24 protein-coding genes are annotated in these 22,123 nt (G+C 49.6%); 12 read left to right on the forward strand and 12 right to left on the reverse strand.

Annotated features, from left to right (window positions below; genetic code table 11):
* The first annotated feature begins 49 nt into the window (after positions 1-49).
* From OEL83_01320 to OEL83_01340, 5 genes are all read left to right on the forward strand, one after another.
* Positions 50-505 carry a hydrogenase iron-sulfur subunit gene (locus OEL83_01320; GenBank protein MDK9705662.1) on the forward strand — a complete coding sequence of 152 codons (456 nt, stop codon included), beginning with the start codon at positions 50-52 and terminating at the stop codon, positions 503-505.
* Entirely contained in the window at positions 502-1,167 is a 666-nt protein-coding gene (locus OEL83_01325; protein ID MDK9705663.1) for a methylenetetrahydrofolate reductase C-terminal domain-containing protein, read from the forward strand. The genes OEL83_01320 and OEL83_01325 overlap by 4 nt, the downstream gene beginning before the upstream one ends.
* A complete protein-coding gene (locus OEL83_01330) occupies positions 1,167-2,093 on the forward strand; it encodes a methylenetetrahydrofolate reductase (GenBank protein ID MDK9705664.1) in 927 nt (308 codons plus the stop codon). Before OEL83_01325 ends, OEL83_01330 begins: the two co-directional genes overlap by 1 nt.
* A 119-nt stretch (positions 2,094-2,212) precedes the next feature.
* Complete coding sequence (locus OEL83_01335) at positions 2,213-2,599, forward strand: response regulator (protein ID MDK9705665.1); 387 nt, start codon at positions 2,213-2,215, stop codon at positions 2,597-2,599.
* A 102-nt stretch (positions 2,600-2,701) separates the two neighbouring features.
* Positions 2,702-4,207 (forward strand): response regulator, encoded by a 1,506-nt coding sequence (locus OEL83_01340; GenBank protein ID MDK9705666.1) that lies wholly within the window; start codon positions 2,702-2,704, stop codon positions 4,205-4,207.
* Between the two features lie 208 nt (positions 4,208-4,415).
* Here OEL83_01340 and OEL83_01345 read toward each other — a convergent pair whose 3' ends face one another.
* The 5 genes from OEL83_01345 to OEL83_01365 form a co-directional block, all read right to left on the reverse strand.
* Positions 4,416-5,459: a response regulator gene (locus OEL83_01345; GenBank protein MDK9705667.1), complete on the reverse strand. Its 1,044-nt coding sequence runs from the start codon at positions 5,457-5,459 to the stop codon at positions 4,416-4,418.
* Positions 5,460-5,811: 352 nt separating this feature from the next.
* Positions 5,812-7,437 (reverse strand): ATP-binding cassette domain-containing protein, encoded by a 1,626-nt coding sequence (locus tag OEL83_01350; GenBank protein ID MDK9705668.1) that lies wholly within the window; start codon positions 7,435-7,437, stop codon positions 5,812-5,814.
* Between the two features lie 70 nt (positions 7,438-7,507).
* Complete coding sequence (locus tag OEL83_01355; GenBank protein ID MDK9705669.1) at positions 7,508-7,657, reverse strand: hypothetical protein; 150 nt, start codon at positions 7,655-7,657, stop codon at positions 7,508-7,510.
* A gap of 171 nt (positions 7,658-7,828) precedes the next feature.
* Positions 7,829-8,029 (reverse strand): cold shock domain-containing protein, encoded by a 201-nt coding sequence (locus OEL83_01360; protein MDK9705670.1) that lies wholly within the window; start codon positions 8,027-8,029, stop codon positions 7,829-7,831.
* Positions 8,030-8,133: 104 nt separating this feature from the next.
* On the reverse strand, positions 8,134-9,405 hold the full coding sequence (locus OEL83_01365; protein MDK9705671.1) for a DEAD/DEAH box helicase: 1,272 nt from the start codon (positions 9,403-9,405) through the stop codon (positions 8,134-8,136).
* A 917-nt stretch (positions 9,406-10,322) separates the two neighbouring features.
* Here OEL83_01365 and OEL83_01370 point away from each other — a divergent pair.
* Positions 10,323-10,535 carry a dodecin family protein gene (locus OEL83_01370; GenBank protein ID MDK9705672.1) on the forward strand — a complete coding sequence of 71 codons (213 nt, stop codon included), beginning with the start codon at positions 10,323-10,325 and terminating at the stop codon, positions 10,533-10,535.
* Between the two features lie 107 nt (positions 10,536-10,642).
* Here OEL83_01370 and OEL83_01375 read toward each other — a convergent pair whose 3' ends face one another.
* The gene (locus OEL83_01375) at positions 10,643-11,092 is read right to left on the reverse strand and encodes a flavodoxin domain-containing protein (GenBank protein ID MDK9705673.1); all 450 of its coding nucleotides are present in this window, start codon (positions 11,090-11,092) and stop codon (positions 10,643-10,645) included.
* Positions 11,093-11,360: 268 nt separating this feature from the next.
* Here OEL83_01375 and OEL83_01380 point away from each other — a divergent pair, with 268 nt between their 5' ends.
* Both OEL83_01380 and OEL83_01385 read left to right on the forward strand, forming a co-directional pair.
* Complete coding sequence (locus tag OEL83_01380; GenBank protein MDK9705674.1) at positions 11,361-11,810, forward strand: CBS domain-containing protein; 450 nt, start codon at positions 11,361-11,363, stop codon at positions 11,808-11,810.
* A 607-nt stretch (positions 11,811-12,417) separates the two neighbouring features.
* Positions 12,418-13,080, forward strand: coding sequence for a hypothetical protein (locus OEL83_01385; protein MDK9705675.1), 663 nt, complete (start codon positions 12,418-12,420; stop codon positions 13,078-13,080).
* Between the two features lie 26 nt (positions 13,081-13,106).
* Here the strand turns inward: OEL83_01385 and OEL83_01390 are convergent, their stop codons facing one another.
* The 4 genes from OEL83_01390 to OEL83_01405 form a co-directional block, all read right to left on the reverse strand.
* On the reverse strand, positions 13,107-13,808 hold the full coding sequence (locus OEL83_01390; GenBank protein ID MDK9705676.1) for a hypothetical protein: 702 nt from the start codon (positions 13,806-13,808) through the stop codon (positions 13,107-13,109).
* 64 nt (positions 13,809-13,872) lie between these two features.
* Complete coding sequence (locus OEL83_01395; protein MDK9705677.1) at positions 13,873-14,274, reverse strand: hypothetical protein; 402 nt, start codon at positions 14,272-14,274, stop codon at positions 13,873-13,875.
* 554 nt (positions 14,275-14,828) lie between these two features.
* Complete coding sequence (locus OEL83_01400; protein ID MDK9705678.1) at positions 14,829-16,622, reverse strand: NAD-dependent malic enzyme; 1,794 nt, start codon at positions 16,620-16,622, stop codon at positions 14,829-14,831.
* 417 nt (positions 16,623-17,039) lie between these two features.
* Positions 17,040-17,729, reverse strand: coding sequence for a methyltransferase domain-containing protein (locus OEL83_01405; protein ID MDK9705679.1), 690 nt, complete (start codon positions 17,727-17,729; stop codon positions 17,040-17,042).
* A gap of 195 nt (positions 17,730-17,924) precedes the next feature.
* Between OEL83_01405 and OEL83_01410 the strand changes: the two genes are divergently transcribed.
* Positions 17,925-18,539 carry an NlpC/P60 family protein gene (locus OEL83_01410; GenBank protein ID MDK9705680.1) on the forward strand — a complete coding sequence of 205 codons (615 nt, stop codon included), beginning with the start codon at positions 17,925-17,927 and terminating at the stop codon, positions 18,537-18,539.
* A gap of 104 nt (positions 18,540-18,643) precedes the next feature.
* On the forward strand, positions 18,644-19,501 hold the full coding sequence (locus OEL83_01415; GenBank protein MDK9705681.1) for a MipA/OmpV family protein: 858 nt from the start codon (positions 18,644-18,646) through the stop codon (positions 19,499-19,501).
* Between the two features lie 218 nt (positions 19,502-19,719).
* Here the strand turns inward: OEL83_01415 and OEL83_01420 are convergent, their stop codons facing one another.
* Both OEL83_01420 and OEL83_01425 read right to left on the reverse strand, forming a co-directional pair.
* Positions 19,720-20,205 (reverse strand): GtrA family protein, encoded by a 486-nt coding sequence (locus OEL83_01420; protein MDK9705682.1) that lies wholly within the window; start codon positions 20,203-20,205, stop codon positions 19,720-19,722.
* A gap of 135 nt (positions 20,206-20,340) precedes the next feature.
* Positions 20,341-20,511 (reverse strand): hypothetical protein, encoded by a 171-nt coding sequence (locus OEL83_01425; GenBank protein ID MDK9705683.1) that lies wholly within the window; start codon positions 20,509-20,511, stop codon positions 20,341-20,343.
* 237 nt (positions 20,512-20,748) lie between these two features.
* Here OEL83_01425 and OEL83_01430 point away from each other — a divergent pair, with 237 nt between their 5' ends.
* Positions 20,749-20,871, forward strand: coding sequence for a hypothetical protein (locus OEL83_01430; GenBank protein ID MDK9705684.1), 123 nt, complete (start codon positions 20,749-20,751; stop codon positions 20,869-20,871).
* Positions 20,868-22,031 carry a polymer-forming cytoskeletal protein gene (locus tag OEL83_01435; protein MDK9705685.1) on the forward strand — a complete coding sequence of 388 codons (1,164 nt, stop codon included), beginning with the start codon at positions 20,868-20,870 and terminating at the stop codon, positions 22,029-22,031. The genes OEL83_01430 and OEL83_01435 overlap by 4 nt, the downstream gene beginning before the upstream one ends.
* Positions 22,032-22,123 lie beyond the last annotated feature (92 nt).

The raw sequence follows: 22,123 nt of genomic DNA on the forward strand, positions 1-22,123 counted from the left end.
GTGCGTCTTAGGTCGGAATGCAAGGTGTCTATCCAGGAGGAGGAGAATCATGAGTGACTTTTCGCCCAATGTCATTGTCTTTGCGTGTCGCCATTGAGCGTATTCCGCAGCGGACCTGGCAGGTTCGGAAAGAAGAAGATATCCCCCGGCGATCAGCATCGTCATGCTGCCCTGCACCGGCCGTATTGATGAATCGCTACTCCTCAAGGCCTTCGAAAACGGGGCCGATGGGGTCATGGTGGTTGGCTGTCTTGAGGGAGATTGTCATTATATCTCGGGAAATATCCGCGCCCGGGCACGGGTAAAGCGGATTTACGGAATACTTGAATCAATCAAACTTGGCGCCGAACGCATCCGGATGTTCAACCTCAGTGCCGGAGAAGGCTCGAAGTTTGCCGCATATGCCAATGAGTTTGTCGAAAAAATCCGGGAGCTTGGACCGAGTCCCATCAATCTGGTGCGTGCCGGACAAGCTTACGCAGTATCTCAGAAGGAGGCGACATGATAACTGGTACACCAAAACCTATCGAAGAGATCATGGAGATGATCGAACCATACGACAACATCATCGTGGCCGGTTGTCATGGTTGTGTCACCGTCTGCAGGGTAGGCGGCGAGAAGGAGGTGCAGGTTCTGGCATCGACGCTGCGGCTGGCCCGGGAGACGGCGGGTAAGGCAATTAGCATTAGGGAGGTAAGCCTTGAAAGGCAATGCGATCCCGAATATGTCGAGCAAATGCGCCCGTATGTCAGTGATTACCAGGCGGTGTTGTCTATCGCCTGCGGTGCCGGGATTCAGTTTCTGGCCGAAAAGTTTACGACCACACCACTTCTGCCCGGTATCAATACCGGTTTTCTCGGGGTGACCGAGCGTCAGGGCGAATGGTCTGAGAGGTGTCAAGGTTGCGGCGATTGTGTCCTGCACTTGACCGGCGGCATCTGTCCTGTCACCCGCTGCGCCAAATCGCTTTTCCACGGACCATGCGGTGGTTCGGCGCAGGGAATTTGCGAGGTCGATAAATCAGTGAAATGCGGCTGGCAGCTGATAATCGATCGTTTGAAGGCCCTTAATCAGATGGAAAATTACGGGAAATTCAAACCGTTCAAGGGATGGTCGAGCGCACGCGATGGCGGGCCGCGCCGCATTATCAGGGAGGATATGATATAATGAAATCGGGAAGCAATCTGGAAAAGGTACTCGCGGCCGGGCATTTTTCAGTAACCGCGGAATGCGGCCCTCCCCGGGGAGCCGACCCTGAAGTCGTTCGAAAGAAGGCGTCTTTTGTCAAAGGCAACGTCGATGCCTGCAACGTTACCGACAACCAGACCTCGGTTGTACGGATGAGTTCTCTCGCCGGATGCTTGCTGATCAAGGATGAGGGGATAGAACCATTGATTCAGATGGTGGTTCGCGACCGGAACCGGATTGCTCTGCAGTCCGATTTGCTTGGGGCATCGGCCCTTGGTGTGCGCAATATCCTCTGTCTTTCTGGTGACCATCAAAAATTCGGTGATGACCCCCAGGCAAAAAATGTTTTTGATATCGATTCAATGCAGCTTATTCATCTGGTCAAATTTATGCGCGATGAAGGGACCTTCCCCTCCGGCAAACCCCTTGAGGGGGCGCCGAAGTTTTTTATCGGCTGCGCCGTCAATCCCTTTGCCGATCCCTTTGAGATCAGGGTGCCGCGCTTGAAACTGAAGGTTTCCGCCGGTGCTGATTTCGTCCAGACCCAGTGCATTTATAACATGAAGAAATTCAAAGAATATATGGAGCTTGCCAAAAAAGAGGGGCTTCATGAGAAAGTCAAAATCCTCGCCGGGGTGACACCCCTTAAATCGGCGGGAATGGCTAAATTTATGCGCAAGATGGTTGCCGGAATGGATATTCCGGAAGAGGTGATCAGCCGTATTGCCGCTGAACCGAAAGAGAAGCAGGCGGCAAAGGGCATCGAGATGTGTATCGAGCAAATTCAGGAGTTAAAAGAGGTGGAAGGAGTCGCCGGGATTCATGTCATGGCAATTGAATGGGAGGAGAAGCTTGCGGAGATCATCGGCGGTGCTGGGTTGCTTCCTCGGCCAGTGATCGAATGATGGCAGAGCTTGCATGAGAGAAACAGTTGGTGAAAGAGAATAATATACTGGTAAATATTAAAAACAACAGATAATCTTCTATGTAACAGTTATAAGAATCTTAATAATGGAGGAAAGAAATGGCTGAGAAAAAGAAAATTCTGCTGGTAGATGATGATCCAGATTTTGTTGAAGCAGTGCGCGTTATCGTGGAGAGCGGCGGATATCAAGTGCGGGTGGCCTATGACGGTCAGGAAGGTCTTGATGCAGTCGCCGAGGAAAAACCGGATCTGATCGTCCTTGACGTGATGATGCCGGTAATGAATGGCCATGCGGCTTGCGCCCGTCTGAAAGCCGATAAAGCCACGGCTTCTATCCCGATCATCCTCCTTACCGCCGTGGCAGATCGAGTCACCACGAGTACCTATACCCATCGGGATATGCTGGAAAGCGAAGCGGAAGATTATATGCCGAAGCCGGTAGAGCCGACAGAGTTGCTGGCGCTGATTAAAAGCTGGTTGAAATAATTCGGCAGGATCTCTTGTCAGTTTTCTGATGGCAAATGATGACAAGAGGATCGTTTCTCCTCTGCACTGGTGGTTCATCCTCAGGTTCGAAGTGATACTACTATGGAAACTGTGCGCATTCTGGTCATCGATGATGAGAAGGTTATCCGAGAAGGAGTAGAGCGCGCCCTGGTAAAGAGCGGCTATGAAATTGCCAAGGCAGAGGATGGCAATAGGGGCCTAGAGCTGCTGAAGGAACAAAAATTCGATATTGTTCTTACCGACCTGATGATGCCCGGTCTCGATGGTTTTGCCGTTCTTGATTGGATACAGGAAAACCAGCCACAAGTCCAAGTTATCGTTATTACGGGATTTGCCACGGTGACCAAGGCTGTGAGTGCTATGAAGCAAGGGGCCTTTGATTTTGTCGGTAAACCGTTTACCCCTGACTACATCAGGCTAGTGGTTGGCCGGGCCATCGATAAGCTGAACATGCGTGCCGAAACCGAGCGGCTCCGGGAAGAAAAAAACATGGGCCTTGAGGCCATCGATAAATCGCAGAGCCGCCTGAAAACAGTTTTCAGCTGTATGGCGGAGGCGGTTGTTATCACCGATACCGAAGGGATAGTTGTGCTGCACAACCCGGCGGCAATTAAAATTCTCGAGATTCAGACTGATCCATTCATTGGCAAACATCTGGCAGCCTCTATTCGAGATGCAACAGCGGTCAAGGTGATTGAAGAGGCCATGAGCAAAGCCATGGTGGTAACAAGGGAGTTTCCGCCTGGCTCTATTTCTAGAAAATTTCTCCGGGCCTATTGTTCACCGGTCACCAACGAGCAGGGTGCGGTGATCGGTTCGGTTACTACCTTTGAGGACATTAGCGCCCACAAACAAATCGATAAAATGAAGTCCGATTTCGTGGCCATGGTCGCTCATGAATTGAAATCGCCCCTCGCCTCAATCGAGCAGATGATTTATGCCTTGCAGATCGGCTGTGAGCATGAGGCGACCAGTTCATGCAATGCCTTGCATGGGAGGATGACGACACGGACCAAAGATTTGCTGCGTCTCATTGAGAACCTTCTCAATCTATCAAAACTTGAAAGCGGAACGGTGGTCTTCAATCTTGAACCGGTACGAGGTGAGGATATCATCCGCGACGTCATTGAAATTGCCAGGCCGCAGGCGGACGGCAAGGGCATAGACCTCCAGTACAGGCCGTGTGGCGAAGATTGGGCGTTCAACGTCGATTACGATCATATGCGCACAGCGATTATGAACATCGTTTCAAATAGCATTAAATACACGCCGGATGGTGGTCAAGTTCTCTTGAGCACCGAGGTTATCGGCGGTTTTGTTAATTTCATCGTGCAGGATACTGGTATTGGCATTAGCAAAGAAGACCTTCCCCATATATTCGATCGTTTCTTCCGGGTAAAAGGCAAGGCTACACGCCATATAACCGGATCGGGACTGGGGCTTGCGTTGGTCAAAGAGGTAGTCGAAGCCCATCAAGGGTACCTTGATGTGCAGTCGACACCCCAGGTTGGCACTACCTTTATCTTAAGTTTTCCCCTGGTCCAAAGAAGCGGTGGGTTGGCTGCAGAGGCTAGGTCGTCCAATTAACAGCATCTGCCGCTATTGAAAGCTTCCGTCTTCTAGCTCGCAGGCAAAATATATTGTCGGTTGCTCTGCTTTTATTGCATCATCATTCCGGTTCTCAATCAAGCGTAAATTTTTGCTGCGGTACAATACGGCAACTCGCCGCATTGCACTGTACTTTCTCATTGCGGCTTGTTTGCAGGTTTGTTCCAATCTTAATTGGGAAATAGAATTAGTCGGTAAAACGATTGCGAATTGCTGCGAATTTATCGAAATTTCGGGAAAAGTGCTCAAACAGAATGGGGTCGAAGTGTTGTCCGCGGCCCTCGCTCATGATTGCTAAGGCCTCGTCAAGAGGCACCGCCTTTTTGTAGACGCGTTCCGTGGTCAGGGCGTCGAATACATCGCAGATTGCCCCTATTCGTCCCGTGATCGGGATCTTTTCGCCGGCAAGGCGATTTGGATAGCCACTGCCGTCGAATTTTTCATGATGGTTGAGGGCAATTTCCGCGCCGAGGCTGAGGATGTCGGAGGTGGATTCGGAAAGGATACGATAACCGATCACGCAATGGGTCTTCATGATATTGAATTCCTCGGCCGTGAGCTTGCCGGGTTTTAACAAAATAGTGTCGGATATGCCAATTTTGCCTACATCATGGAGAGGGGCGGCTATCTTGATTTTTTGACAATAGGATTCCGGAAGCGGGCACAGCCGGGCCAATTGCTCCGAGTAATGGCCCATTCTTATGGTATGTTTAGCAGTTTCGTTGTCCCTGAATTCTGCGGCCTTCGAGAGGATGTGGATCGACTCCTCCCGCGATTTAAACAACTCTCTGGTGCGCTCCTCTATCAGGATCTCAAGTTCTTCACGATGCCGCCTGTTTTCGATCTCCAGTTGCCGGCGTCGAAGGGCGTTGGCAATATTGATAACCAGCTCGTTAGCCTGAAAGGGCTTGGTTACATAGCCGTAAGCGCCCATACGCAGGGTTTCTATGGCAGTTTCACGGTCATCGACACCAGTTACCATGATGACGGCGAGGTCCGGGTAACGCTGCAAGGCAATACCGAGAAGTTCCACCCCCGATATGGCGTTCATATTAATGTCGCTGATTAGTAGATCGATGGGTTGTTCGGCGAGTATGGTTAGGGCGGACTCCGCATCTTCCGCTAAGCTGTAGCGATATCCTTCCATTTCAACAATAGCAGCGATAACGCCCCGAACCTGTCGTTCGTCGTCGACAATCAGTATCTTCTCTCGTGCATTTACCTCAGTCATGGCACCTTCTTATCCTCGATGCTTTTTTCGAAGAGAAAAATTATGTAAGGAATGTAATAGACACAAGGTCAGACGGTCTTTATCGGCACTCTGTCACCCACTTTTTTATATAATCACAAATCACAATAGGAATGCAACGGGCTTTGTAAAAAGGAAGGAAGTCAGTGGCGGGCTGTGTGGCGCGCAAACTCAGGGGGATAGACTGAGGAAGGACGTTCCGTCTATCAGGGATGTGGCTTGGTGATATGCGAGATAATAGATACGACTTCACTTTTTACTGGACCCCTCAATGGAGTATCGCCGAAGGAGGGGCCCGGTGGAAGTGCTTTGACGAATGTGCAGTGGTGATTTTTCAGGCGGCTTGCTTATCAAGATAGCCGTTTTCACCCGTCTCTTTTGTTGCGAGATATTCGTCGAAGGTCATCATCATATCGATAATACCGTCTGGAGTAATTTCGACAATTCGGTTGGCGATTGTTGATACAAATTGATGGTCATGGGAGGAAAAGAGCACAATCTCAGGGAAGGCAATCAGGCCATTGTTCAGGGCGGTAATTGACTCCAGATCGAGGTGGTTGGTTGGTTCATCGAGGATCAGCGCATTTGCGTCGGCAAGCATCATTTTGGCGAGCATGCAGCGTACCCGTTCGCCTCCGGAGAGGACCGAGGTCTTTTTTAGTGCCTCTTCCCCTGAGAAAAGCATTTTACCAAGAAATCCACGGATAAAGCTCTCCGTTTCCTTGACTGGCGCATACTGCCGCAGCCAGCCGACCAGATCCATTTCGCCACTGTTGAAGTATTGGCCGTTTTCCTTGGGGAAGTAGGAATTTTTCATGGTCACTCCCCAGCGGAAACTGCCTTCGTCCGGCTGCATCTCTCCTGCCAGAATCTGAAACAGGGTGGTCTTTGCCAGGCTGTTGGTGCCGATGAAGGCGATTTTGTCACCCTTGTTGACAGTGAGGGTGAGGTCGCGAAACATCGAGACACCATCAATTGTTTTACTAAGACCCTTGATCTCGAGAATGATATCACCGCAGGGCCGCTCGGGTTTAAAGGTTATATAGGGGTATTTTCGCGAAGAGCAGGGCATTTCCTCAATGGTGAGTTTTTCCAGCAGTTTTTTCCGGGAGGTTGCCTGCTTTGCTTTCGAGGCGTTCGAACTGAATCGGCGGATAAATTCCTTGAGCTCTTCAGCCTTGGCCTTGGCCTTTTTGCTCTCCGTTTCCCTTTGGTGAAAATGCAGTTGGCTGGCTTCATACCAGAAGTCGTAATTGCCTACGTAAACCTGGATTTTGCCAAAATCGATATCGGCCATATGGGTGCAGACCTGATTGAGAAAATGGCGGTCGTGGGAGACAATGATAACTGTATTCTGGAAGCGGGAGAGAAATTCCTCAAGCCAGTTAATGGTAGGTAAGTCGAGCTGGTTGGTTGGTTCGTCGAGAAGGAGTATATCCGGATTACCGAAAAGAGCCTGGGCGAGCAGCACCCGCACTTTGTCGGCACCATCGAGTTCCTTCATTTTCTTTTCTCGCATCTCTTCCGGGACGCCAAGCCCCTTCAAAAGGACGGCCACCTCCGCTTCCGCCTCATAGCCGTTCATTTCCCCGAACTTTGCTTCGAGTTCCGCGGAACGGACGCCATCCTCCTCGGAAAAATCAGCTTTGGCGTAGATGGCCTCACGTTCGGCCATGATCTTGAAAAGTTTTTTGTGGCCCATGAGCACGGTGTTGATAACCGAGTGTTCGTCGAAGGCGAATTGGTCTTGGCTGAGGACCGCAATACGTTCTCGGGGACCCTTGCTTATCTCTCCCCGGTCAGGTTCGAGCTGGCCGGCAAGGATCTTGAGAAAAGTTGATTTGCCGGCACCGTTTGCTCCGATGAGACCGTAGCAGTTGCCGGGTGTGAACTTTATGTTGACGTCTTGGAAGATAACCCTCTTGCCATAGGAGAGAGCAATGTTGGATGCGGTAATCATGGTTATGTCCTCAGAAAAGCCAACAGGATATCCCCATGGCCTAAAATGAATTTACATAAATAATAAGCAGTTATGACTGGTCATCCGGAAGATCGAGGTCGTCTTTGTCGGTTTCGGGATTTTTCTGCTTTTCCAGTTTTTGCTGGCGTTTTTCTTCTTTTTTCTTCTTTTTAGCCAGCTCTTTCTGGCGCTTTTCAAATGAATAGTTGGGTTTCGCCATAAGAGTCTCCTTCCGTTGTGTTGCCTTTGGATAACGATATAACCAGAAAGGTCCCTGGGGATAATCCGCAGGTTGTGCGGAAAAATCTCTGAGGGACCCGTCTGGTTATTGTCAGGTCATGCAAAAACCCCGGACATCACCGGGGTCTTGCCAAGCGTTTGCGACGAGCTGTTATTGCTGAACAACGTTTGCGGCTGCCGGACCTTTGGGGCCGTCGACGACCTCGAAGGTAACTCGCGCACCTTCCTCCAGGGATTTAAAGCCCTGGGCCTGAATGGCAGTGTGGTGAACAAAGATATCCTTGCCGCCGTCCTGCTCAATGAATCCAAAACCTTTTGCATCGTTAAACCATTTTACTGTTCCTTGTGCCATCTTGTACTACTCCTTTGTTCGGGGGTTTTCCCCCTTTGTCATGTAGCCGAAATATCACCTGACACTTCGACTGGAAGTCTGGGAATCCAGACAAAAAAATTCTATTACCGCTGGTACGGCTTTCTTGTGCCGAAATCGAAGGCACAGGCCTTATCGCGTCGGCTTTTTCCTTCAGTGGTCCGAGGGGTAGCTTTCTTTGCTCGAGGCATCTGCCGGGTTGAGGTTTCACGTCTTTCGTCCCGGCGGTCTTCTTCCATTGAAGGTGCAAAAACGGGGGTAATTTCGCGGGTCATTTTTTTACCGAGAGTACGCTCGATCAGTGCAACCATCTTGCCATCTTCGTGGCCGGCGAAAGTCAATGCCTGGCCGGTGCGGGACGCTCGACCGGTACGCCCGGTCCGGTGGGTGTAGGTTTCGGCGGTATCCGGCATGTCATAATTAATGACGTGGGAAATACCGGTCACATCAATGCCTCGGGCGGCAATGTCTGTTGCAACGAGGATCTTATAGGTGCCGTCGCGAAAACCGTCAAGCGCCTGTTGGCGCTTCTGTTGAGAAAGGTTTCCTTGTATCGACGCGGCATTGAAGCCTGAAGACTCCAGCTGCAATGCCAGGCTTTTCGCCTTATGTTTGGTACGAGTAAACACCAATGTGCTAGTCATTTCTCGTTCTTTAATGATATTTTTCAGTAAAGAGGTCTTTTGGCTGGTTGTCACCTGAAAGAGACTATGGGAGATCGACGGGGCCGGCAGGGTATGGTTGATCTGTACGGTAACTGGATTGTTGAGGATCTCTTCTGCCAGATGGCGAATTTCTCCCGGCATGGTGGCGGAAAATACCAGTGATTGGCGATTTCTCGGCAACAGTCTGATGATCCGCTTTATGTCCGGGAGAAAGCCCTTGTCAAACATATGGTCAGCTTCGTCGAGGACGAGCACTTCAACGGTGCTCAGGGTCAAGGCCTTGTCGTTCAGCAGGTCGAGAAGGCGACCCGGACAGGCAACGACTATTTCTACACCTTCGCGAAGGGTCTTGATTTGTTGACCTTTGCCGACACCGCCATAAATGACGACGCTGCGGAGGTTGGTATATTGGCCCATCTTGCTGATGTTGTCGTGGATCTGTTCGGCAAGTTCCCTTGTTGGCGCAACAATGAGCGCTCGTACACCTTTGCGGGGGGCGGTTCGTAACCGCTCAAGAAGCGGGAGGACGAAGGCAGCGGTTTTGCCGGTACCGGTTTGGGCGAGACCAAGGATGTCGCGGCCCGCTAAAATCGGTGGAATTGCATCTTTTTGGATAGGGGTGGGGCTGGTGTAGCCGCAAGCGGCAATGCCGTCGGCTATGGTCGGGTGGAACTGGAAATCATTAAAACTCATTTAAACTCCAAAGTAATTCGTGGTGAGCTGCCAGGGCTTTTGCCGGACAGCTCGAAAGTGCGGATGCCGTAAGAATCCGCCGGTATTTTCTGCGTTGTCTCTATCTCGTTGGGTTGTAACGAATCCGAGCTTTGTGGCTTGATGATCGTTAACGAGTCGATAAAAATGCAGTTGACTGATAAAATGATAACGGATGGGATTGATAGCTATGACCGAAGAACAGGCAGCAAAGGAAAATCGTAATAAATTGCTAAGGTGCGGCAAAGATACCCATCCAAGGATTTCTTGCTGGCCCCTTCGGTTTAAGTAAACAGCATGAACTTCGACAGCAACGAGCGACGCTAGGGAGACAATGAGACTAACGAGGAGAACCTGAAGGAAATGTGCTTCTACTTAAGAAGATATGAACGTCCTATTATATTTACTTCCTGAATTAATACAAGCGAAATTACGATGGCTGCTTCGATTTGAAGTTATTCTCAGCGAGAATTCTCGGTTTTGAATGCTTAATATTCACGTGATAACGTGTTGTTAGATGTACCAATTCTGTAAAAAATGATGTCGGCACTTTTTTTTTAAAGACCAGGATTATTTGATTCATTTCTTTTTTTACAAGCGCTACAATATCATGACGGTAAAAATCCGCATCCACCGCAGAGCGGTATCTCATGAGTGGGGGAGGTTGAGGGGGACATCGGTAATGCCTGGAAAATTTCCTCCGAAAAACGGAGTTGTCATTTCACTAGATTGCTATCAAAAAGCCGAAATGAATTTATAAGGTACTGAACACTTCAAGGGGTTTGAGGTGATTATTTGGCTCAGGTTGTTTTCTGGCCGCATAACTCATCTGTGCGCGTTATCGACAAAAGGTGCTCAAAAGGGAAGTTGACAAAAAACTTAAACCGAGGAGAATGCCCATGTCTGAGAGTGTTTACAAGATCATTGAACTGGTTGGATCAAGTCCTGTGTCTTGGGAAGAGGCTGCAAAAAATGCCGTTAATTCAGCGGGGCTTAGCCTACGTGACCTGCGCATCGCTGAGGTTATGACTCTCGATATGAAGATTGAGAATAATGAGCCGGCGATATTTCGGGCGAGGGTTAAGCTCTCCTTTAAGCTCCTTTCCGATTAGTGCCTGACGGATTGAAACAAGAGTCATAGAGGCTTGAGGTAGGGCGAAAAGTATTCCTTGCCATATCTCAAGCCCGGCTAGTTGGATTCACAGCTTTGTCGCCTGCATCAGTGCCTTGCCAACTTCTCGCCAAGGGACTTGCCATAGTCCTGACAGGCCTTGATGCCTTCCGTGTTGCCAACCATATCCTCGGTAAGTTTGAGCGGTCCGAGGTCGGTCATATCCATTTTAAAAACATACATCATGGTATCAAAGAGCATTGGCGCGCTTTCACCGCTATGGGTGTGCGAACCAAAGGCACCACCGATTTTGCCAACGAGGTTGGCGAGTTCGGCCTTAAAGAGGAACTGCTTCATTCCCCCGGTCATATCTTTGTGATAGGTCGGACAGCCGAAGATGTAGGCGTCGTAACCAACTATATCCAGTTCGTTGTCAATCTCCGAGATTTTCTTCACTGCCACTTCAATGGCGCAGAACCGCAATCCCTCTCCGATGTAATTGGCCATTGCCTCGGTTTTGCCGGTGCGACTGTGGTAGGCGATGAGTGCTTTCTTCATGAAACCCTCCTGTGATTGATGATAGTTGGAAATAGATCAATATATCCGTTTCCAGTAAATCATTGTAACCGAAATTGACCGAAAGGTCATAATTCGCAAAAGAGAAAATATTCCACCAAAAGAGGGGACTGGACATCTCCGGTGGAAAGCTTTAACCTGTAATTGAGCATATTCTGTGGGAGTTCAATTGCATCGGTGTTCTTTTCCAGATCACAAAAGAGTAACAGACAATTCCCTTGATGATGGTATCAATATAAAAGGAGGCGCTATGCAGAAAGCCAGGGACATCATGACCAGCAACGTGATAACCGTAACTCCTGAGACTTCGGTCACAGATCTCGCGCGACTCCTTGCTGCGCAAAATATTGGTGGGGTGCCGGTTGTCGACGGTTCAGGTGGTCTTTTGGGGGTGGTCACTGAGAGTGATTTGATCGATCAAACGAAAAGAATCCATATCCCGACCGTCGTCGCTATTCTGGATTCCCTGATATTTCTTGAGCGGCCTAATAAAATGGAAAAAGATATCCGCAAATTTGCTGGTGCAACGGTTGCAGATATCTACTCCAAGAATCCGCTGACGGTCGACGAGGATACCCCGCTAGATGAGTTGGCAACCATCATGGCGGAAAAGAATGTCCATACCTTGCCGGTTTTACGGGAGGGAAAATTAGTCGGAGTAATCGGCAAAGGAGACATCATCAGGACTTTGGCTTCATAGTCACACTCTCACCGGCAGCATTGATTTGGTGGCTATCCCTTGATTCTCAGGGAATTTGGCAGGATGACGGAATCTTTCGGCTCTTGTTTTTTAAAAATTGCGCCATCATTGCATCGGTATGATATAAGGGATAGGTTGCTAAGGCATTGTTGAAACTGCTATGGTTGGTCGCTTGTCTGCGCTGCGAGTTTTTTTGTGCCGTTCTGCATTCTTTCACTATTCTCTTCCTCCCCTTCCAGGTTACACTAAACAGATTGTGAAAGCAGAGTCTTGATTTTGATTACCTCGACGTGGTTGTGCTACAGGCACAAAGCTTGGCCGACAGCCTGATCGGCGAAGTCGCGGCTTCATTCAGGGGAAATTATTTAATGGGCTCAGCCAGTTTCAATCTACCGGATGTACCAAACGGTAAGGTCATTGATCGGCTTGTAGCTGTGGGTGATCCTGTATTTGTTTTTACAGCTGATTAAAGTGCAGAAGTTCGTAATTTGGTGTGGTCGAAAACGGCGCTGATTGTCTTGATTGTTTTTATAATGGCTGAAGCTGGGGGCCGCGATAGAGTTGAGATCCAGCACCGCATAATTTGTGTAGGTATTTGGAGATAAGAATGGCCCTTACCAAAGAAGAAATAAATCGCAAACTTTTACATATACTCTCGGGGACGCTGATTCCAGCGGGGATTTTATATCTGCCGATGATTGAAGGATATTCTCCCTTGACCCCAATAATTTTTCTCGGGGTGTTTACGGTGGGTTCCATTCTTTTTGAGTACATGCGCTTTCATCATCCAGCTCTGCAAAGGCTCTTCGCTTCCCTTGGTTCGGGCGTGCTCAGAAGTTCTGAGAAAAATACCTTGACCGGATCTACCTATATTTTTATATCGGCATTTCTTTGCTCTGTAATTTTCATGAATCACCCGCACATCGCCTTTATAGCATTATCTCTTTTTATTCTGGGAGATGCCGTTGCGGCAATTGTCGGGATCAGTATCGGGCGGATAAAAATCGGCAAAAAGTCCTTGGAGGGGTCAGCAGCCTGCTTTTTCCTCGGTCTATTGCTGTTCTTTTTTGTGTATCCGCATGTACCGCTGTTGCTTGACAGGTGGCAGGGGACGGTGCCGTTGCCCCTTGTTATTATAGCATCTTTCTGTAATACCCTCTTCGAACTTTTCCCCATCAGCCTCGGAAGTAGATTGAAAATCAACGATAACCTTTCCGTGCCTCTCATCACTGGTACCGTTCTTCTCGCTTTATATCCGTTGCTTTCTTGATCGTGTGGTATCGCTATCCACTTTCCCTATTGACTTGAAAATCCGCGGTAGAAAATGCCTACCCCGCCCACGTTAATTGAGAAAGATACACCACCCAGATCACCGAGACCACCAGTGAAGCCCTTGCTGGTATTAGATCCCTGGCTCGCCAAAGGCGTATAAGGATCTTCAATTGCTTCAGCGAGGAGGGGTTGTGCCGCTGGTGAGAGTTCGATGGGGACGGCAAAGTCACTATTTATTAGTTGCTTTGAATCGTATTCGATCTGGGCGTGAAAAATCCCGGCTGCTGTCGATCGGGTGGAGTAGTCGTTTAGAACCAGTAAACGAAATGGTTTGGTTTTTCGTATTCCTCCCAGCGTGTTTTTAAAGAGCAGAAGGTAGTCGATACCTTTAGTGTCATTTTTGGCCGGAGGTAGATTGGCGGTAAATGTGCCCTTGGTTGAATTGGTCATCGGCAGGAAGAGGTAGTCTTTGGCGGCCATGGTCTTGAAATAGAGGCGGACTTCGACCATCTCATCAGTATCTCCTGTAGTGACGCTTACCGGGATACTTTTCCCGGCGGGAGTAGAATGAATTGGACCGTGTTGAGGGGCGGTTGAGTCAACGGCCGGTGGACTGCCGGCAGATCCTTCCGCGTGTGAAGCGACAAGGGCGGAACTGGCGAGGGGGAGAAACACGGCAAGGCACCAAGCCAGCCTTGTTTGGTGAATGATTAAAAAAGAGGTCATGGGTTAACCTCCTTGGCGTCCCGACACGGAGGAGCCGGCCGGGACGCCAAGTTGACTGCAAGCCTTACTGCAATTCCTGAATCATCTTGGCAATGATCTGTTGATCCCAGAGCTTTTGCTTGGCAATGCCGCTAGTTCCGACGGCAATCATGCGCGTATAGGTTAGAACGAGGACGTTGTTTTCACGCGGTTTTATCCAGATATACGCTCTTTCTCCGGTGTTGTCTGCGACGGTTTCTCCCGGTTTGAGGTAAACCGCTTCTATGTATTCTCCAGTTTCCTTGACAATGGCAAAGCTGAGCTTGCTTAAGGCGTTGCGGGCGGCAACCTGTACCTCTTGCGGTGTTTTCTGAAAGACGGTGCCGGTATTGGGAGCCGGTTCAACGGGAACATATTCTTTTGAGCAACCAGCCAAGGAAAAGAGGCCGATAAGAAAAAGAACTGCTAGCCTGAGTGGACCAATCATACATTCCTCCTTGCGGATATGGGTGAATTTAGCAACTCTCTCAAACAACTGCTCGTTCGCCGACTAAGTGCGAAAGATGTTCTTAGTCCGTGAAATTTTAATATATATCCTTTTTGCAGTTGCATTATTCTAGCATACTTGCCGGGGGGAAGCAAACCAACTCAGTGTGTAGCGGTTTTTTGTCTATCGTCCAAAGGGTGACTTAAGCCGGACAGGACAAAGTGATGCGCACAGGTAAGCCAATCGGAGCGAGATCCCTATGACCAGTTGATCTATGCCGGCAGGCATCCGGCAGCAGTAGAGCTAATCAAGGCTGAACAGGCATTGCGGGTTTGGGAAATGGAGCTTCATTGTTTTGGAAAAGCTTGGAGTAGTAGGGTTTATTTCTATTGAGCCGTTACGGAACAAGAAACATCCCATAACGGCCCCAGAAAGTTGCCATTTCGTTTCTACCAAATCTCGGGCCGGTTCGCTCTTTGCGAGCACCTGCAATATAGGGCTTCCATGGTAACTCCCCTTACGAACCTACTCTTTCCAGAGAGTGGGTAGGATTGTTACACGTATGGCTGATACTCCGGTTCGTACATCAGACTTTCGATAAAGGCCGGCAGATCGACCGGTCTTGGCCTGGATGCGAGCCCTTTCGCATAAGCAACGTCGGCGACGGCAACTGCCACCGCCAGAGACACCTCCCTGATTCTAGGAAGGGGCGGATACACGCGGCCGACACGTAGATCCGTCTCGGACACTTCCATAGCTAGGGTTCGGGCCGCCACAAGGAACATCTCGTCGGTGACGAGTGAAGCTCCGCTGGCCAAGACTCCCATGCCGACCCCCGGGAAGATGTAAACATTATTCCCCTGCCCGGGAACCAGTCGCTTGCCATTGACCATCACCTGACCGAAGGGGCTGCCGCTGGCAAAGATTGCCTGTCCGGCGGTATGGGTATAGGCTTCTTCAGCGGTACATTCGGCCTTGGAAGTAGGATTCGACAGGGAAAACACTACAGGACGTTCGTTGATTCGCGCCATTGCTTCAAGTACCTCTTTGGTAAACCGTCCAGCTTGGCCGGAGACTCCGATAATCGCAGTTGGCCTGAGGGATTCAACAGCGGCCAGGAAATCAGTGGCACATTCATGGTCGTGGGCGTAGTCGAGTTTATGCCCTTTCAAGTCGGTTCGGGCCTTGACCACCAGTCCTTTGGAATCGAAAAACCAGCAATGGGTTCGCGCTTCTTCCCGGGAAAGGCCTTCTTCCATCAGGGCCGAAACCAGCAGATCGCCTGTGCCGATACCAGCTTCCCCCGCCCCGAGGAAAAGAAATTTCTGGTCAGTCAGACGACTTTCGGTAATCCGCAGGGTGGAGAAAAGACCTGAAACCGTTACCGAGGCGGTTCCCTGGATATCGTCATTGAAGCAACAGATTTGGTCCCGATACCTCTGCAGCAATTTGAAGGCATTGGCGTTGGCAAAGTCCTCGAACTGAATCATTGCTCCGGGGAATACCTGCTGCACCGCCAGCACGAACTCTTCGATCAGATCATCGTACTCTTCGCCACGTATGCGCGGGTGTTTATTGCCGATGTAGAGCGGATCGTTCAGGAGGGTTTGATTGTTGGTTCCTACATCAATGGTGACGGGCAGGCTGAGCGATGGGTGGATTCCGCCACAGGCAGTGTAAAGGGCCAATTTGCCGACAGGAATCCCCATGCCATCAGCGCCAAGGTCGCCAAGGCCGAGAATACGCTCGCCATCGGTCACGACAATTACCCTGATATCTTTTTTGTGCCAGTTGCCTAGCAGTTCGGCTACTCTGCCTTTGTCGTTGGTGGTGATATAAATACCACGGGGACGTCTAAAAATATGCCCGTATTCGAGACATGCCTGCCCCACTGTAGGGGTGTAGATAATGGGCATCAGGTCCTCGATATTATCAACAATAACACGATAGAACAACGTCTTGTTGCGATCCTGGAGACCGGTAAGAAAGATATACCGCTCCATATCGGTGGATTTCTTGCGGAGATTCCACAATACCCGTTCAACCTGTTCGTCAATGGTATGGACCCGTGGTGGAAGGAGACCGGTCAGGCCTAATGCTTCGCGCTCTTCGATGGTGAAAGCGGTGCCCTTGTTCAAGGCCGGGTCGCGAATGAGGTTGAACCCAGAGGGGAAGGTGCTGAGGCGATTTTTTTCTCTGAGCTTCTTGGTGGTTTCCGTGTCCTTGCTTTTCTTTAACATTGACTGGAGGCTGATGTGCCCGAGAAACCTCGACAACACTTCACTGTCTGCCAGTTCTTTGTCAAAGCGAATGACAATATCATCTTTTTCATATGAAATTTTATACATACGTTATTCCTCATGTTTATAAAAACGAACTGTTAGCCTCACGGCACCATTGCGGAAGCACAAAAAGAAAAACAATATTAAATAAAATTGATTAAAAACTCAACTTCGTCTGGACTGATTTGCAAGTCGGCGGCACTGCAAACAGGCTTTTATAACATAGAAGCGGCAATTTGGAAATTTTTGTTTTACCGGAGGTAAAAATTATCAGAGAAAAAAACAAAGCTTTGTATCAGGGAAATTTATATTGAAAAAGAGGAATACTGTTGTGTGCCGGTCAGCGAAATTGGGGCGGCAGTTTGTTATAAAATGTTTGCAAGCAACGTTTCTGCAGCTAGTGCGCGACAAGTGTTACACAAAAGCATCGCACTTCTAAGGCTCCTTCCCAGGACGCAATGGCCGGTGTTACCGTTTGATAGATCAGGCTGGCAGAGGCTTTGTGCCCGAATAAACAACGAAGTTATAATATCGGTACCAGGTGATGATATCGTTAAAGCCGGCCATTTCTAGCCAGTCGAGCTGGCTGGAAAGAGGGGACATGTGGTTTTCTCGCATACGCTCAAGGGCCTCGCTCAGCGCATTTTCTGTGATACCGCTAGCCCGCACCTTTTGCAGCCAGATCCGGGTACAGATACTTTCGGCCACCGCATTTTCGCCAAGTACCTGGTCGGCGTTAATAAAAAGTCCACCCGGTTCGAGTGCGTCGTGGACTTTCTGAAATAACTCTCTCTTCTTGCTGCCGCCCAGGTGGTGGATTGAGAGGGCGGAGATAATCAAATCGTAGGTGCCTTTCAGGGGTTCACTGCCGTAGTCCATGACCTGGAATGTCAATCGACCACTGTCGCCAGGTGCAAATCTTGCCTCGGCGACGCGCAGCATTTCAGGGGCAAGGTCGACTAGGGTGAGCAGGGCCCGTGGATAGAGCGCCGCAATGGCAGCGCTCAAAAGGCCGGTGCCGGCTCCGAGATCGAGGATACGCAATTCGCGATCTGGAAGAAAGGGGATGATTTCCAAGGGAATAGAGTAGAAATCGTCGTAACACGGGATTAACCGCCGACGGTCGCGGTCATAGGTTTTGGAACTTCGGTCAGAGAGATCTTGTATGCTCACGGGGCACCTCGGATTTGACTTCCTGAAAAAATGAACCGCTGGTGGTCTCACACGGATCGCAATAACTGGTATATTCCGAAAATTTCGTTAACCCTATCATTGTATTTATCGTATATTTCCTTTATTATCAACGAGGTTGTGTCGGTTTGGATCGGAGCAGTTTGCTAAGAAAGGCGGAACGACAGAGAGGATACTATGGATGGCGGGGCAGGGATGATGCTCGGTGCAAGGGATACAGAGAGAAGGTGCCGGACTTTTAATATTAGCTATCTACTTGTAATAATATCTTTTGTTTTGTCGATTCAGGGCTGCGCGACAAAGGTTCATGTGACCTATGTTCCGCAACAACGGCGGGTCCTCGCAGCCGAGGCGCCTGTGGTTGCCAATACAAATATCCTCCAGCTGAAACAGCATTATGAAAAATGGCGGGGAACGCCCTATGTAGATGGCGGGATGTCACCTTCGGGTATCGACTGCTCGGGGTTCACCCTCCTTGCTTACCGGGATTTGTTTGGTGTGTCGTTGCCGAGAACGGCGATTGAGCAGGCTGAAAGTGGCAGAGAGGTTTCAAGAGCTGCCTTGCGGACCGGAGATTTGGTCTTCTTCAACACTGGGCGAGCCAAGAAACATGTGGGTATTTACCTGGCCGAAGACCAGTTTGTGCACGCATCCCTTTCAAAGGGGGTAACCCTTTCCAGTCTAGACGATTCCTATTGGCAGGAAAAATATTGGCAGGCCAGGCGGTTACAGGCACCACCCATGAACCAGTACAAGCAGGGTGCGCCTGTTTTCGCAGCATATCGCAGATAAATATATGATACTCAGCCCCGCTGATTTGCCCATGTCATCAAAGGGCGTTGGGAAAAAAATCCGCAGGGCCCAAAAGTTTCACTGTGGGATGAGTGAGGAGAAGGATGGGTAAAGGAAATAAGTTTCTACTGGTTGGGTTGTCTGCGGCACTTTGGTGCTCAGGGGTATACGCAAGTGAATCGTCGACTCCGCCGGTGGAAAAACTGCCGCTTTACGAGTATGGAATTGTTGGTTTGGGGGCCACCATCCCGCATTACACAGGGTCGGATGAATATCAGGTCTATGCCTTTCCCGCGCCATATTTTGTTTACCGGGGCGAGGTATTAAAGGCAGATCGAGAAGGGATTCGCGGCATTTTCTGGCAGTCGAAGAAAGTTGAAATGGATATCTCCATGAACGGAAACCCTCCAGCAGGAGATAACAAGGCCAGAGAAGGTATGGATGACCTCGACGCCCTGGGTGAAATTGGTCCAGCAGTCAATTTCTATTTCTACGAATACGGAGAGAGGGACTCTCTCTTTCTCCAGGCAGATCTGCGGGCGGCGTTTTCCTTTGATTTTGAAGACGGACTCGATATGGGGTATGAAGGGTACGTATCAGATTTAACGTTGATATTCAGGGACTCGAGGATCTTCAAGGAAGAGAAAATTCGCTTTCATCTCAGTACCGGAATACGCTTTGCCGATGCCGAGATGCATAGCTACTTCTACGATGTTGCTCGTGATGAGGTCACGGTAAACAGGCAATACTACAAGGCGGATGGTGGCTATAGCGGGTTACAACTGTCCGGAAGTATCACCAAGGAGTTGACCTCCAGTTTTTGGGTCAGCGCTTACGGCAGATGGATAAACAGTAGCGGTGCGGCCTTTGAGGATAGCCCTCTCGTCGAAACCCACAACAACTATATTATTGGCGCTATGCTGGTTTGGAAATGGGGGGAATCGGAATCCCTTGAGCCATAAGGCTATGTGCCAGAGTACCTATCTCGTCTTTTCTATGTTTCTCGGGAAATTGTGTGCTCCTTCTTCGCGAATACGTACCTGGTAATAATGTATTCCGATGATCGGGGATGGGAGGAAGGGCCCCATTCCCTCAATTCATCTCTTCCCGAGCCCTCTTTGGTGCCGCCCAAACACTTTTCTGGTCCCCCAGAGCAATTGGTCGGAGAGTGAATTGCAGACTATCCTTGGAAAATGAAAAACTTCCGCACCGCGTAGTTGATCATTACCGACGTGAAGATGTTGGCGACAAAGGCATAGGTCGTGAGCAGGCCGAAACGTTTGATGAGAATGCCCATCAGCATGGTTCCCAGGAAGGCACTTATTCCCGAAACAGCGTAAAATAACAGGATTTCGATAACAATAGGATATTTTCCAGCCTGAAAGACAAAGAGAATGTTGGTGATATAGGCCACCATATTGGCTACAAGAAAGGCGATGAAGTTGCCGATCATCGAGTTGCGGGCCCTGGTGGTGACGTTGACTTTGTGGATGGCTAAGTTGAATAATCGAACTGCATGGTCTCTTTCCTGCAATGAAGGAAAGATTTTCCAGGCGATAAGGTGAAATATAGTGATATGAGTAACAGTGGCAAGGCCGCCTGCCAGGGCGTACTTGATGAACTGCAGGAGGGCCGGATTATCCAGGATCATGTTACTGACTTCCATTTGAATTTTCGGGTGGGATAGCGCTTTTGGCTATGAGTTTGGCAGTCTGTACCAGATCCGAAAAGAGAATGCCAGATGGAATGGGATACGGCCGGTTCTCTTCTTGATGAGCGTGCCACTATGTAACATCAGGGACTACTCTTCTTTTTTTACTTCCCGGATGGTAATATTCGCACCGGTTGACGCTTGAACGCAGCGCGATTTGTAGAGGACTTCCATTTGTTGCAAGGCCATATCAAGGGCCTTGTCGTCTTCAATGTCAAGCTGCTTGCCGGTATCGATAGTGCTTTGTGGTTTGGTATCCATCGGGTGTCCTTGGGTTGGAAAAAACGTCGTTATTGTCTTCTGTGGCTGAAGGTGTAATCTCTCATGCCAGAAAGTACGAATTCGCCAATCAGTTATCAACCCTTATTTTAGTCAGCACTCGTCAAAATATGATAAAGCCGGCCTTGGATCTCCCGCTGGATTGGGAAAACCTGGCTCTTTATGGGTAGATAGATGGCAATATCCACTCTCCTTCGAGCTAAAGGAGGATGTACAATTATGATTGCAGAAAAAAGCATGTTTTTCTTGCGGCTGGCGCGGAACATGCGACCATTTGCACCAATGGATCGCGAAAAGATGTTTATGATTGGCCCGATGCGGGTCCCGGCGAGTGGCTCATGATTCATGAATATGAAAGTATAATAACCAAACAGATGGTTATCTCCGGGCGGGTAGAGTGTCGTGGCCGGGTGGTTCTCGAAGGGGCGCTAGAGGGTTCATTCTCCGGCCAGGATCTTGATATTCGGGAAACCGGAAGGGTGGCCGGAGACATTGCCGCCAAGGTGATCAGTTGCGCCGGCCACATGGAAGGGTCGGTCATTACCGAGTCCTTGACCTTGCTGCGAACCGGTCGCCATGTCGGGACGGTGGAGACCATAAAGCTTGCCGTTGAACCCGGGGCTATTCTTGATTGTGCTTTGCAAAGTGGTGCAGCACGTGGCAACGGCCCGGTTGTATGCGCTACCGTCGGTACAGTGCAGCCTGTGGTTGACCTTAGCCCCTTACTTACAGCCTTTCGAGAAGGTATCAGGCCTTGCTGCATGGATGTTCCTTGGTCGGAACGTCTTGAAATGTATAGCCAGCTTCTGGAGCTTCTTGAAAAAGGTAAACACCTTGTCAAGGTCACCGGCGAATCGGGTAGCGGCAAATCACAGTTGATCGAAAAGCTGCGGCAGGCCTTGCCGGCGTTTTATGAGGTTCTTCTTGTTAAGGACCTGAGTGGATCGGTTATTGCCATTCTGCAGGAAGTCGCGGCTGGTCTGAAAATTTCTGGTTATTCTGAGGCATCCCAGTCTGAACTGTTGAGTCAAATTAAGGCCGTTCTTGGTGACAAGAGGCGGGCCGGTCGGCGGGTGGTGCTCCTGGTAGATGATGTCGAACAGATGTATCCCGCCGCCATGGAAGGGATGATTCGATCTCTAACTAATGCCTATGATCACGAGAATGGCGAGGAGATGCTACAGATTGTCCTCGTCGGTACCAAGGAAATGGACAGTAAAATGGTTGCAACCACGACTGAATATTTCGAAGACGAGACCAATTGCCAGCTCCATCTTGAACCACTGAACATCAAAGATACTGCTGATTATCTCCGTTTCTGCCTGCAACTTGCTGCGGGCGGCGGGGGCGGCTACTCAACTGCCCTTTTTCCCTATGAAACCATTCGCAAGATTCATGCCTTGAGCCATGGTAATATTGCGGCCATCAATCGCCTTGCCGATAAAGCCTTGCGCAATGCCCACGCCTCTGGGGCATCGGAAGTGTTTGCCAAATTCCTCTAATGCCCCGGGACTTCGTTTTTTGTTTTTTCAGATTCCCAAAGGAGAGCGGCACTCTGAAAGACATCCTTGGTATTCATCTGCAGTCTCGAGAA

The organism is Desulforhopalus sp. (assembly GCA_030247675.1).
GTDB lineage: Bacteria > Desulfobacterota > Desulfobulbia > Desulfobulbales > Desulfocapsaceae > Desulforhopalus_A.

Excerpts from the sequence above, each read along its gene's own strand:
- OEL83_01325 (MDK9705663.1), top strand. The coding sequence starts at position 502 with ATGATAACTGGTACACCAAAACCTATCGAAGAGATCATGGAGATGATC.
- OEL83_01330 (MDK9705664.1), top strand. The coding sequence starts at position 1,167 with ATGAAATCGGGAAGCAATCTGGAAAAGGTACTCGCGGCCGGGCATTTT.
- OEL83_01335 (MDK9705665.1), top strand. The coding sequence starts at position 2,213 with ATGGCTGAGAAAAAGAAAATTCTGCTGGTAGATGATGATCCAGATTTT.
- OEL83_01340 (MDK9705666.1), top strand. The coding sequence starts at position 2,702 with ATGGAAACTGTGCGCATTCTGGTCATCGATGATGAGAAGGTTATCCGA.
- OEL83_01345 (MDK9705667.1), bottom strand. The coding sequence starts at position 5,459 with ATGACTGAGGTAAATGCACGAGAGAAGATACTGATTGTCGACGACGAA.
- OEL83_01350 (MDK9705668.1), bottom strand. The coding sequence starts at position 7,437 with ATGATTACCGCATCCAACATTGCTCTCTCCTATGGCAAGAGGGTTATC.
- OEL83_01355 (MDK9705669.1), bottom strand. The coding sequence starts at position 7,657 with ATGGCGAAACCCAACTATTCATTTGAAAAGCGCCAGAAAGAGCTGGCT.
- OEL83_01360 (MDK9705670.1), bottom strand. The coding sequence starts at position 8,029 with ATGGCACAAGGAACAGTAAAATGGTTTAACGATGCAAAAGGTTTTGGA.
- OEL83_01365 (MDK9705671.1), bottom strand. The coding sequence starts at position 9,405 with ATGAGTTTTAATGATTTCCAGTTCCACCCGACCATAGCCGACGGCATT.
- OEL83_01370 (MDK9705672.1), top strand. The coding sequence starts at position 10,323 with ATGTCTGAGAGTGTTTACAAGATCATTGAACTGGTTGGATCAAGTCCT.
- OEL83_01375 (MDK9705673.1), bottom strand. The coding sequence starts at position 11,092 with ATGAAGAAAGCACTCATCGCCTACCACAGTCGCACCGGCAAAACCGAG.
- OEL83_01380 (MDK9705674.1), top strand. The coding sequence starts at position 11,361 with ATGCAGAAAGCCAGGGACATCATGACCAGCAACGTGATAACCGTAACT.
- OEL83_01385 (MDK9705675.1), top strand. The coding sequence starts at position 12,418 with ATGGCCCTTACCAAAGAAGAAATAAATCGCAAACTTTTACATATACTC.
- OEL83_01390 (MDK9705676.1), bottom strand. The coding sequence starts at position 13,808 with ATGACCTCTTTTTTAATCATTCACCAAACAAGGCTGGCTTGGTGCCTT.
- OEL83_01395 (MDK9705677.1), bottom strand. The coding sequence starts at position 14,274 with ATGATTGGTCCACTCAGGCTAGCAGTTCTTTTTCTTATCGGCCTCTTT.
- OEL83_01400 (MDK9705678.1), bottom strand. The coding sequence starts at position 16,622 with ATGTATAAAATTTCATATGAAAAAGATGATATTGTCATTCGCTTTGAC.
- OEL83_01410 (MDK9705680.1), top strand. The coding sequence starts at position 17,925 with ATGGATGGCGGGGCAGGGATGATGCTCGGTGCAAGGGATACAGAGAGA.
- OEL83_01415 (MDK9705681.1), top strand. The coding sequence starts at position 18,644 with ATGGGTAAAGGAAATAAGTTTCTACTGGTTGGGTTGTCTGCGGCACTT.
- OEL83_01420 (MDK9705682.1), bottom strand. The coding sequence starts at position 20,205 with ATGGAAGTCAGTAACATGATCCTGGATAATCCGGCCCTCCTGCAGTTC.
- OEL83_01425 (MDK9705683.1), bottom strand. The coding sequence starts at position 20,511 with ATGGATACCAAACCACAAAGCACTATCGATACCGGCAAGCAGCTTGAC.
- OEL83_01430 (MDK9705684.1), top strand. The coding sequence starts at position 20,749 with ATGATTGCAGAAAAAAGCATGTTTTTCTTGCGGCTGGCGCGGAACATG.
- OEL83_01435 (MDK9705685.1), top strand. The coding sequence starts at position 20,868 with ATGATTCATGAATATGAAAGTATAATAACCAAACAGATGGTTATCTCC.